The following is an 11,518-nucleotide window of genomic DNA, read 5'->3' on the forward strand; positions in this document are numbered from 1 at the left end:
CCGCACTCCAAAACGGGCCGTCACCCGCACCGGGACCGAAGGGGATTGGGCAGTTCCGCCCACTGGTCGCCGGCCGTTCCCGGTGACAGCCGCATCAGCGTCAGTGCCTTCGCCGGCAGTGGCCCGTCGAGCAGCGCCCGCAGGTCCGCGGTACGCGGCAGATCCTGTACGGCGTCCTCCAGGGCCGCCCGCAGCGCCGGGCCGGACCCCGCCGTCCCGGCCAGCGCGCCCGCCACCAGCGAGCCGAACAGCTTGCGCCGCAGGGCGGGAGCGTCGTCCGTGATCATGCGGTCCGGGACGTCCGGCACCGGGATCCCGTGCCGGGCGAGGCGCGCCGGGGAGACCCGCAGATCGGCCAGGTCCCGGTAGACCAGCCGCACCGGGTCGCCGTCCGGCGACAGCACCACCAGCAGGTTCTGCCCGTGCGCCTCCAGCGCCACCCCCAGCTCCAGCAGCCGCAGCCCCGCCGTGAGCGCCAGCCGGGCCAGCCGGGCCAGCCGCGCGGGGGAGCGGGGCAGGTCCGTGACCGCCAGCGCCGCCACCGGCAGCACCCGCTCACCGGGACCCGCGTACGCCTCCGGCGACTCCCGCAGCAGGGCCGCCAGATCGGACGACCCGGCCGCCACCGCGCCCAGCGTGCGGGTGATGCGCAACAGCCCGTCCGTGCGCGCCGACACCGCCTCGCCGAAGTCCGACAGCACCGCCGACGCGGCGACCGACCCGAGCGAGATGTCCCGCACCGAGGACGTCAGCCGCGCGCTCAGCGCCGTCTTCACATGCGGCCCGTCCGGCAGCGCGAGCGTACGCAGCGCCATCAGCGGATGCGCCGCGAGCACCCCCTCGACCGACCGCTTGAGCACGTGCGCCGTCTGCCAGGGGTGCACCGGCACCAGCACCCGGCCCCCCTCCCGCAGCCGTTCCGGCCACACCCCGGTCACCAGGCACTCCCCGGCCGGAACCGGCAGCAGCCCCAGCTCCACCACCGGGCGGTGCTCCGGACCGTAGGCGAGCTGTTCCGCCACCGAGAACCCGGGCCGGGCACGGCAGTTGGGATGGAAGGGGTGCCCGTCGACCACCCGCTGTTCCCACTCCCAGTCCCGCACCGGCAGACCGCGCCCGGCTGCCTCCTGCCCCGCCCGCGACAGAGCCAACGACGCCGTGCTGTGCGCCAGTTCCTGGGCGAACGCCGTGGAGTGCGGCACCGCGAGGTCCGTCACCAGCCGCGCCGGATCCTCGTACGCCACCCCGTCCAGCCCTACGGCGGTCACGTAGGCGTCCGTCGCGTACGGGTCCGGGCGCGGGCCCTCCAGCCGCCGTCCGTCCGCCAGCCGCAGGACCAGCCCCGCGCCGCCCTCCGCACGGCCCGCCACCCACGGCAGCGGATCGTGCGTGAGACCGCGCCACAGCCGGGTCAGCACCGCCGCGCGGGCGGCGGGCAGCGCCGCCGTGTACGCGGGCAGCAGACCGGGCCGTACGCCGGCCAGCTCCTCGGCGATCCCGTCCTCGGCGGTGGGGGGACGCTGCACGGGCGGACTCCTCGGATCGGCGGAAAGGTGGGACGTACGGGGGGACGATGCCAGACATACTGATCGTCTCCGCCGGACAGAACCGTAGGGAATCAGAACGCGTGGATCTCATCCCCCCGCCCGCAGACGACGACGCGGCGAGCCGCGCCGGCCTGGCCGGGCGAGCCGACGCCCACGCGGCCGTACCGCTGCTCAACTGCCTGCTGCGCGAGGTGGCCGAGCCCCTGCCCGGGCCCGCCCCCGGAGCACCCGAGGACGGCCGGCGGACCTACCGCCTGCCCCACGCGGTCCGGCTGCTGCGGGTGCGCGGCACCCGGCGCCCCGCCGACCCCGAGGTGTACACGGCCGGCGCCTGGCGCCCGGTGGGCCACACCGAACTGGTCAAACTCGTCGCCGAGGAACTGCGCCGGCACACCGGCCGGTCCAACCACGAGCTGCCCGTCGAGATGCTCGACAGCCGCGACGCGGTCGCCGCGCTGCTCGCCGCCCGCGACCGGGCCACTCCGCCCGACGACCCGTACCTGCTCTCCGAACAGTCCCTGGTCACCGGCCACACCCACCACCCCGCCCCCAAGGCCCGCGGCGGCGGGCCCGCGGCCGCCTGGCTGCCGTACGCGCCCGAGGCGTACGCCCGCTTCCCGCTGGTCCTGCTCGGCGTGCGTGAGGACCGCGTGGCCGAGGAGGGCGACACCACCGCCCTGGACCGCCTCGGCACCGCCCCGCCCGGCTACCGGCTGCTGCCCGCCCATCCCTGGCAGCTCGACCTGGCCGCCCGCGACCTCGCCCCCGCCTTCGCCGACGGCCGCCTGCTCCGGCTCGGCACCACCGCCGGCCCGGTGTGGCCCACGGCGGCCGTCCGCACCGTGTACGCGCCCGGCGACGACCTGTTCCTGAAGTTCAGCCTGGACGTGCGGATCACCAACGACATCCGCCGGCTGTGGCACCACGACCTGCTGCGCCTGCGCGCGACCGACACCGCCGTACGCGACGCCTTCACCGCGAGCGTCCCGCCGGCGGACGGGGCGTGGCTGAGCGACCGGGGCCACCGCACCGCGGACTTCGCGGTCGAGCAACTGGCCGTCGTGGTCCGGGACGGACTGCGCGGCCACCTGCCGCCGGACGCCACCCCCTACCTGGCCGCCGCCCTGGTGGAGGGCTTCGACGGCGACCCGCTCGCCGCCACCCCCCGGCCGGACGCCTGGTGGGAGGCCTACCTGTCCCGGGTGGTGCCCCCCGCCCTCACGGTCTTCCACCGGTACGGCGTCGTCCTGGAGGCCCACCTGCAGAACACGCTGATCGCCGTGGACGGCGCCGGCCTGCCCGTGCGGGCGCTCTTCCGCGACGCCGAGGGCGTGAAACTGCTCGCCGGGCCCGCCCGCCCGGACGGCCTGCCCACGGTGTCGCGGGAGGCCGGGTGGGAGCGCCTGGTGTACTGCCTGGTCGTCAACCACCTCATGGAGGTCGCCGCCGCTCTCGCCGAGCACCACCCCGGCCTGGACCCCTGGCCCGCGGCCCGCCGCGAACTGGCCCGGCACGACCTGCCCGAGATCCCCGCCCTGCTGTCCGCCCCCACCCTGCCCGCCAAGACCAACCTGCTGCTGCGCTGGACCGCCGCCGACGGCGCCGCGGCCCGCTACCGCCCCCTGCCCAACCCGCTGTCCGGCGGCTGAACGCGGACACCCGGCCGGAGGCGACGACAGGCGCCGACCGGTCCCATGCCCCAGACTCGGGACGAGGGGGACCGCCAGACGACCATGCCCCGAGGAGGCCGGCCCGTGCATGACGTGCCGTTCTGGCTGTGGATCGTGTTCGGCGTCACCGTGGTGGTGTCCCTCGCGATCGACCTGTTCGCCCACCGCACCGCCCACGTCATCGGCTTCCGCGAGGCGGCCGCCTGGAGCGCCGGCTGGATCGGCCTGGCCATCGTCTTCGGAGGCGTGGTCTTCCTGGTGGTCGGCGCGGACGCGGGCGTCGAGTACACCACCGCCTGGCTGCTGGAGAAGAGCCTGTCCGTCGACAACCTCTTCGTCTTCGCGCTCATCTTCAGCTACTTCAAAGTGCCGAGGGCCTACCAGCACCACGTGCTCTTCCTCGGCGTCCTGGGCGCCCTGGTCTTCCGCGGGCTGTTCCTGGCCGCCGGTGTGGCGGTGGTCAGCCGCTTCACCGCCGTGCTGTTCGTCTTCGCCGCGATCCTCTTCTGGAGCACGTACAAGATCCTCAAGGGCGAGGACGAGAGCTTCGACCCGGGGAAGAGCGTCGCGGTCCGGCTGCTGCGCAAGGTGATCCCGGTGCGGGACGAGTACGCGGGCCCGCACTTCTTCGTCAAGGAGGCGGGCAAGCGGGTGGCGACCCCGCTGCTCGCGGTCGTCGCCGCCATCGAGGCCGCCGACCTCGTCTTCGCCGTCGACAGCGTGCCCGCGGTCCTCGCCGTCAGCAGCGACGTCTTCATCGTCTACACCAGCAACGCCTTCGCCATCCTCGGCCTGCGCGCCCTGTACTTCATGCTGGCCGGGCTGCTCGACCGCTTCCACTACCTCAGCGTCGGTCTGGCCCTGATCCTCGGCTTCATCGGCGTCAAGCTCGTCCTCCAGGCCACCCACGAGACCGTCAGCACCGCCGTCCCCGAGATCCCGTCCCTGGTCAGCCTCGCCGTCATCGTCGTCGTCCTGGCCACGTCGATCGTGGTCAGCATGCTGAGGCCGCCGGCCGAGCAGGACAAAAATACGTAAAGCGGTAGTAAAGTGGACGTATGAGCAGCTACCGCAGGAGCGACGGGAACCGGCCCACCGAGCTGCTGTGCGGCTCGTGCGGGCAGCCGGTGGAGACCGTCGTCACCCGACACAAGACCATGGGCATCAACGTCCCCCACTGGCGGGCGGGCCCCTGCCACAACCCCGACTGCGTCGACTACGTCCCGGAGATGGTGCCGGCGGACACTCTCCGCACGGAGACGCGGGCGGACCTACGTGAGAAGGAGGCCGGACCGCCGGCCTGACGGGGGGCACTCGAACGTTGCCGACACGTACTCGGCGCGAGGGCCGACGTCAGCCGGCGACGGTCCACGTGTCGTTGCCGGTGAGGAGTGCGGCGAGGTCGCCCTTGCCGTGCTGGTGGACGGCGGTGTCGAGCTGGTCGGCCATGAGGGTGTCGTAGACGGGCCGGTCGACGGAGCGCAGGACGCCGATGGGGGTGTGGTGGAGGGTGTCGGGGTCGGCGAGGCGGGAGAGGGCGAAGGCTGTGGTCGGGGAGGTGGCGTGGGCGTCGTGGACGAGCACCTGCGCCTCGTTCTCGGCCGTGACGGTGACGACTGTGAGGTCTCCGGTGGCGGGGTCGCGGACGACGCCCTTGGAGTGGTCGGTGCCGAAGCGGATGGGCTGTCCGTGTTCCAGTCGGATGACGGCTTCCTCGGCCTGCTGTCGGTCCTTGAGGACCTCGAAGGCGCCGTCGTTGAAGATGTTGCAGTTCTGGTAGATCTCCACCAGGGCGGTGCCGGGGTGGTCGGCGGCCTGGCGCAGGATCTCGGTGAGGTGTTTGCGGTCGGAGTCGACGGTGCGGGCGACGAAGGACGCCTCCGCGCCGATCGCCAGCGACACCGGGTTGAAGGGCGCGTCCAGCGATCCCATGGGGGTCGACTTGGTGATCTTGCCGACTTCGGAGGTGGGGCTGTACTGGCCCTTGGTGAGTCCGTAGATGCGGTTGTTGAACAGCAGGATCTTGAGGTTGACGTTGCGGCGCAGGGCGTGGATGAGGTGGTTGCCGCCGATGGACAGGGCGTCGCCGTCGCCGGTGACCACCCACACCGACAGGTCGCGGCGGCTGGTGGCGAGGCCGGTGGCGATGGCGGGGGCGCGGCCGTGGATGGAGTGCATCCCGTAGGTGTTCATGTAGTACGGGAAGCGGGAGGAGCAGCCGATGCCGGAGACGAACACGATGTTCTCGCGGGCCAGGCCCAGCTCCGGCATGAAGCCCTGCACGGCCGCCAGCACGGCGTAGTCACCGCATCCGGGGCACCAGCGCACCTCCTGGTCGGACTTGAAGTCCTTCATCGTCTGCTTGCCCTCGGCCTTGGGCACGAGCTGGAGCAGCGTGTCGGCGTCAGTCATCGATGGCCTCCTTCAGCGCCGTGGCGAGCTGCTCCGCCTTGAACGGCATGCCGTTGACCTGGTTGTACGAGCGGGCGTCGACCAGGTACTTCGCTCTGACGAGGGTGGCGAGCTGGCCGAGGTTCATCTCGGGGATCACCACCTTGTCGTAGCCTCGCAGGACCTCGCCGAGGTTGTGCGGGAAGGGGTTGAGGTGGCGCAGATGAGCTTGCGCGATCCGGCCCCCCTCCTTGCGGATACGCCGTACCGCGGCGGTGATGGGGCCGTAGGTGGAGCCCCAGCCGAGCACCAGCAGGCGGGCGTCGCCGTCGGGGTCGTCGACCTGGAGGTCGGGGACGTCGATGCCGTCGATCTTGGCCTGGCGGGTGCGGACCATGAAGTCGTGGTTGGCCGGGTCGTAGGAGATGTTCCCGGTGCCGTCCTGCTTCTCGATGCCGCCGATCCGGTGCTCCAGCCCCGGCGTGCCCGGGACCGCCCAGGGGCGGGCCAGCGTGCGCGGGTCGCGCTTGTAGGGCCAGAAGACCTCGGTGCCGTCCTCGGTGGTGTGGTTCGGTCCCTGCGCGAACCGCACCTTCAGATCCGGCAGCTCCTCCAGTTCCGGGATCCGCCACGGCTCGGATCCGTTGGCCAGATACCCGTCCGAGAGCAGGAAGACCGGGGTGCGGTAGGTCAGGGCGATCCGGGCCGCTTCCAACGCGGCGTCGAAGCAGTCCGCGGGTGTCTTCGGCGCGACCACCGGGACCGGCGCCTCGCCGTTGCGGCCGTACATCGCCTGCAGCAGGTCCGCCTGCTCCGTCTTCGTCGGCAGACCCGTCGACGGGCCGCCGCGCTGGATGTCCACCACCAGCAGCGGCAACTCCAGCGACACCGCCAGCCCGATCGTCTCCGACTTCAGCGCCACACCGGGCCCGGATGTGGTCGTCACCGCGAGGGACCCGCCGAACGCCGCCCCCAGCGCCGCCCCGATCCCGGCGATCTCGTCCTCCGCCTGGAAGGTGCGCACGCCGAAGTTCTTGTGCCTGCTGAGTTCGTGCAGGATGTCCGAGGCCGGCGTGATCGGATACGAGCCCAAAAACAGCGGCAGGTCGGCCTGCCGGGAGGCGGCGACCAGACCGTAGGACAGGGCCAGGTTGCCGGAGATGTTGCGGTACACGCCCGGCGGGAACGCCGTCGCTGCCGGCGCCACCTCGTAGGAGACCGCGAAGTCCTCCGTGGTCTCCCCGAAGTTCCAGCCCGCCCGGTACGCGGCGATGTTCGCCGCCGCGATGTCCGGCTTCTTCGCGAACTTCGACCGCAGGAACCTCTCCGTGCCCTCCGTCGGCCGGTGGTACATCCACGACAGCAGACCCAGCGCGAACATGTTCTTGCTCCGCTCGGCCTCCTTACGGCTGAGGTCGAACTCCTTCAGCGCCTCCACCGTCAGCGTCGTCAGCGGCACCGGGTGCAGGTGGTAGCCGTCCAGCGAGCCGTCCTCCAACGGCGAGGTGTCGTAGCCGACCTTCTGCATCGCCCGCCTGGTGAACTCGTCGGTGTTGACGATGATCTCCGCCCCGCGCGGCAGGTCACCCACATTCGCCTTCAGCGCGGCCGGGTTCATCGCCACCAGCACGTTCGGCGCGTCACCCGGGGTGAGGATGTCGTGGTCGGCGAAATGCAGCTGGAACGACGACACCCCCGGCAGCGTCCCGGCCGGGGCCCGGATCTCGGCGGGGAAGTTCGGAAGCGTGGAGAGATCGTTGCCGAAGGACGCCGTCTCCGAGGTGAACCGGTCACCCGTGAGCTGCATCCCGTCACCCGAGTCCCCCGCGAACCTGATGATCACTCGGTCGAGCCGGCGGACGTCCTTCGCGCCCGCCGCTGTGCGCTGCTCTCCTACGACTGTTCCGTCGGCCTGCTCCGCTGGGCTGCTGACCTGGCTGGTCACTGAACTGGACCTCCTCGAGGCGGCTGTCCGGGACGGCCTTCCCGCAGGCCTTCCCCGCATAAACCCTACGACCGTGAGGGGCGCCCGCCCTGAAGGATCGGTCGAACGGTTCGGATGGTGGACACGGCCGGCGCCAATGGGCGCCCCGACGCCTCGCTCAGGAGTTCAGATAGGTGAGGACCGCGAGCACCCGCCGGTGGTCGCCGTCGCTCGGGGACAGCCCCAGCTTCAGGAAGATGTTGCTGACGTGCTTCTCCACCGCGCCGTCGCTCACCACCAGCTGCCGCGCGATCGCCGAGTTCGTCCGCCCCTCCGCCATCAGCCCCAGCACCTCCCGCTCACGCGGGGTGAGTCCCGCGAGCACGTCCTGCTTGCGGCTGCGGCCCAGCAGCTGCGCCACCACCTCCGGGTCCAGGGCCGTGCCGCCCCGCGCCACCCGGACCACCGCGTCGACGAACTCGCGCACCTCGGCGACCCGGTCCTTCAGCAGATAGCCCACGCCCCGGCTGGACCCGGCCAGCAGCTCGGTCGCGTACCGCTCCTCGACGTACTGCGACAGCACCAGCACCCCGACGTCCGGGTGGGCCTTGCGCAGCTGCACAGCGGCCCGTACGCCCTCGTCGGTGTGCGTCGGCGGCATCCGCACGTCGGCCACCACCACGTCCGGCAGCTGGCCCTGGGCGTCCAGCTCGGTGACGGTCTTGATCAGTGCCTCACCGTCGCCGACCCCGGCCACGACCTCGTGCCCCCGGTCGGTCAGCAGTCGGGTCAGGCCCTCCCGCAGCAGCACCGAATCCTCGGCGATGACCACCCGCACCCTGTCCTCCACGTCGTCGGCCCCCCAAAAGCGCCGCGCCCGGACCGCCCTTGTGGCGCGTCCGGTCGTCGGGTCCAGCATTCCAGCAATCGGGGGAGGACGGGCCGGGGCAACGCGATGTGGGGGTGTCGTCACCGGTCGCCGGGGGTGGCTACCGCGCATCCTTCGTACTCCCACACACCTGTCGTACTCCCGCGTCCGCGTCGTACTCCCGCGTCCGCGTCGGCGGGCGGGTGCGTGCCCGAGGCCCGCACCCGCCGTGTGTCCGTCCGCCGGACCGCGTGTCTCACCGCGCGGTCATCGGGCCCGCTCCGCACGCCACGGCAGCTCCGCGGTCACCCGGGTGGGTCCGCCGGCCGGCGAGTCGACCACGAGGATCCCGTCCACCGCGTCCAGCCGCTCCGCCAGCCCTGCCAGTCCGGAGCCCGAGGACAGCTCGGCACCGCCCACGCCGTTGTCCACCACCTGGAGCATCAGCCGGTCGTCCGCCCGCCACACCTCCACGGCCGCCCAGGTCGCCCGGCTGTGCTTGCTGATGTTCTGCAGCAGCTCCGAGACCGTGAAGTAGGCGATGCCCTCGATGGCGGGGGCGGGCCGCTCGGTCAGGTCCACCTCCACCCGCACCGGGACCGTGCAGCGCGAGGCGACCGAGGACAGGGCCGCGTCCAGGCCCCGGTCGGTGAGCACGGCCGGGTGGATGCCGCGCGCCAGGTCCCGCAGCTCCTGCAACGCCGTCTTCACCTCGCCGTGTGCCTCGTCCACCATCTGCGCCGCGACCCGCGGGTCCTCCCGCAGCTTCTCCTTCGCCAGCCCGAGGTCCATGGCCAGGGCCACCAGCCGGGCCTGCGCCCCGTCGTGCAGATCCCGCTCGATGCGCCGCAGGTCCGCCGCCGCCGTGTCCACCACGACCCCGCGGTCCGACTCCAGCTCCACCACCCGGCTGGCCAGCCGGGACGGCCCCAGCAGCCCGTACACCATCCACCGGTCCACCGTCGTCAGCGCCCGCACGATCCACGGCGTGGCCAGCGTGAACAGCAGACCCACGCCCGCCGTCACCGTGATCTCGAACGGGTTGTCCAGATAGACCGAGTGCTGCTCGTCGCCGTAGAGCTGGATGCCGTCCTGGCCGGCGTACATCGGCAGCACCCAGAACCACAGCGGGTACGTCACCAGCGACCAGCCCAGCGACCAGAACGTGACGCTGACGGCGAAGGAGAACACCGCCCACGGCAGCTGCAGCACCGAGTACAGCAGCGCCCGCCACGAGGTGCCGCTCTTCAGCACGGCCCCGATCCAGCCCATGAAGCCCTGCCGCCCGGTCCGCAGCGGCGCCGGCTCACCCACCCGCAGGCCCAGCAGCCCCCGCGCCCTGGCCCGCTCCACCGACCCGAAGGCACGGCAGCCGGCGAGCGCGGCGGCCAGCACCGGCACTCCCAGGAACGTCACCAGCAGGCCCGCGCCCAGCGACACCATCGTGACCGCGTAGGTGAACAGCAGGATGCTGATCGGCAGGCCCAGCAGCACGTACGCCAGCTCACGCCAGTGGCGTCCCTCGACCGGCGCCCGCAGTGCGGCCGGCATCCGGTGACGCCGTTCCCCCACGCCCCGCGCGTGTCCGGGCTCGGTGGGGAGCCCGTAGCCCTGTCCGTACTCCGTGGCCATCGGCTTCGTCCTTCTCCTCGTCCGGCGGCTGTGCTGTCGTACGTCCAGACTGCTGCGCCGCAGGTCGGCGCGGAATGGAGTCCGTCGCAGTCTTGGCAGGGGGGTTTTCCCTACCTACGGGCGCGGGCGGACGCCCCCTTCCCCGGCGCGTTCCCGGCCGGTGTGCCGGAACGCTCCCGCCACGGCAGTTCGGCCGTCACCGTCGTCGGACCGCCCTCGGGGGAGTCCACGACGAACAGCCCGTCCACCGCGCCCAGCCGGTCGGCGAGCCCCCGCATGCCGGTGCCGCCGTCCAGGCTCGCCCCGCCCCTGCCGTCGTCCGACACCTGCAGGAACAGCCGGTTCTCCGACCGCCACACCTCCACCGCCGCCGTGCGCGCCCGGCTGTGCTTGCTGACGTTCTGCAGCAGTTCCGAGACGGTGAAGTAGGCGATGCCCTCGATCGCCGGGGCGGGCCGCTCGGCCAGGTCGACGGTGACCTGCACCGGGACCGTGCAGCGCGAGGCGACCGAGGACAGGGCCGCGTCCAGGCCCCGGTCGGTGAGCACCGCCGGGTGGATGCCGCGCGCCAGGTCCCGCAGCTCCTGGAGCGCCAGCTTCACCTCGCCGTGCGCCTCCTCGACCATCGACGCCGCCGCGTCCGGGTCCTCCAGCAGCTTCTCCTTGGCCAGACCCAGCCCCATCGCCAGGTTCACCAGGCGCGCCTGCGCCCCGTCGTGCAGGTCCCGCTCGATGCGCCGCAGGTCGGCCGCGGCCGCGTCGACCACCACGCCCCGGTCCGACTCCAGTTCGGCGATGCGCCGCTCCAGCTCGTCCGACGGCGACAGCAGGCCCCGCACCAGCGCCCGGTCCACGTCGGCCAGCGCCCGCACGACGAACGCCAGCACCGGCCACAGCACGAACAGGCCCGTCAGCGCGATGACGAAGGTGAGAATGCCCCACGGCAGCCGTATCAGCGTGAACAGGAACGTCCGCCAGCCGACCGGGTCCTTGACCCCCTGCCACAGCCCCGGCCAGAAGCCGCCGGAACCGCGCCACGGCAGCGGGCTCGGCTCCTCCACCCGCACCCCGAGCATGGCCCTCGCGCGCGCCCGCTCCAGCCGGCCGAGCTGCCGCGCCCCCAGCAGACCGAGGGCGAGCAGGGGAAGTCCGATCACCGTGACCGTCAGCCCCACGCCGACGGACAGCACGGTCACCGTGTAGACGAAGCCCACCAGCGCCGCCGGCAGGTTCGTCAGGAGATGCGCGATCTCCTTCCAGGTGTGCGCGTCGTAGGCGAAGCGGGCCGGGGGCGGGCGGTCGCCCGGCCCGGCCGGTGCGGGGGCGGCCGGGTCCGGGAGAGTCCTCGCGGGCGTGCCCGGCTGCGGATTCGGTTCGGTCATGGGGCATAGCGTGCCCGGCGGCGGCGGCCCGCGCCATGAGGCCGACCGCCGGGGCGCCCTGAGGAAAACCCCACCCCCGGGTGCCGAGCCCCGACGGGCTGCTT

At 72.7% G+C, this 11,518-nt stretch carries 9 protein-coding genes; 3 read left to right on the forward strand and 6 right to left on the reverse strand.

Annotated elements, in window-relative coordinates; translation table 11 throughout:
* Window positions 1-20: 20 nt before the first annotated feature.
* A complete protein-coding gene (locus tag ACIF8S_RS02625; protein WP_399996914.1) occupies window positions 21-1,526 on the reverse strand; it encodes an IucA/IucC family protein in 1,506 nt (501 codons plus the stop codon).
* A 47-nt stretch (window positions 1,527-1,573) separates the two neighbouring features.
* Here ACIF8S_RS02625 and ACIF8S_RS02630 point away from each other — a divergent pair, with 47 nt between their 5' ends.
* The 3 genes from ACIF8S_RS02630 to ACIF8S_RS02640 all read left to right on the forward strand — a co-directional run bounded on the left by ACIF8S_RS02630 (window position 1,574) and on the right by ACIF8S_RS02640 (window position 4,521).
* On the forward strand, window positions 1,574-3,196 hold the full coding sequence (locus tag ACIF8S_RS02630) for an IucA/IucC family protein (RefSeq protein ID WP_399996916.1): 1,623 nt from the start codon (window positions 1,574-1,576) through the stop codon (window positions 3,194-3,196).
* Window positions 3,197-3,301: 105 nt separating this feature from the next.
* Entirely contained in the window at window positions 3,302-4,255 is a 954-nt protein-coding gene (locus ACIF8S_RS02635) for a TerC family protein (protein ID WP_399996917.1), read from the forward strand.
* Between the two features lie 20 nt (window positions 4,256-4,275).
* Window positions 4,276-4,521, forward strand: a complete 246-nt coding sequence (locus ACIF8S_RS02640) for a hypothetical protein (RefSeq protein WP_399996918.1) — start codon at window positions 4,276-4,278, stop codon at window positions 4,519-4,521.
* 49 nt (window positions 4,522-4,570) lie between these two features.
* Here ACIF8S_RS02640 and ACIF8S_RS02645 read toward each other — a convergent pair whose 3' ends face one another.
* The 5 genes from ACIF8S_RS02645 to ACIF8S_RS02665 all read right to left on the reverse strand — a co-directional run bounded on the left by ACIF8S_RS02645 (window position 4,571) and on the right by ACIF8S_RS02665 (window position 11,414).
* On the reverse strand, window positions 4,571-5,629 hold the full coding sequence (locus ACIF8S_RS02645) for a 2-oxoacid:ferredoxin oxidoreductase subunit beta (protein ID WP_399996919.1): 1,059 nt from the start codon (window positions 5,627-5,629) through the stop codon (window positions 4,571-4,573).
* Complete coding sequence (locus ACIF8S_RS02650) at window positions 5,622-7,553, reverse strand: 2-oxoacid:acceptor oxidoreductase subunit alpha (RefSeq protein ID WP_399996920.1); 1,932 nt, start codon at window positions 7,551-7,553, stop codon at window positions 5,622-5,624. Before ACIF8S_RS02650 ends, ACIF8S_RS02645 begins: the two co-directional genes overlap by 8 nt.
* A 157-nt stretch (window positions 7,554-7,710) precedes the next feature.
* On the reverse strand, window positions 7,711-8,370 hold the full coding sequence (locus ACIF8S_RS02655; protein WP_352168667.1) for a response regulator transcription factor: 660 nt from the start codon (window positions 8,368-8,370) through the stop codon (window positions 7,711-7,713).
* A 297-nt stretch (window positions 8,371-8,667) separates the two neighbouring features.
* On the reverse strand, window positions 8,668-10,032 hold the full coding sequence (locus ACIF8S_RS02660; protein ID WP_399996921.1) for a sensor histidine kinase: 1,365 nt from the start codon (window positions 10,030-10,032) through the stop codon (window positions 8,668-8,670).
* A 110-nt stretch (window positions 10,033-10,142) separates the two neighbouring features.
* Window positions 10,143-11,414, reverse strand: a complete 1,272-nt coding sequence (locus ACIF8S_RS02665) for a sensor histidine kinase (protein ID WP_399996922.1) — start codon at window positions 11,412-11,414, stop codon at window positions 10,143-10,145.
* Window positions 11,415-11,518 lie beyond the last annotated feature (104 nt).

This window comes from Streptomyces sp. NPDC085937, assembly GCF_044540535.1.
GTDB lineage: Bacteria > Actinomycetota > Actinomycetes > Streptomycetales > Streptomycetaceae > Streptomyces.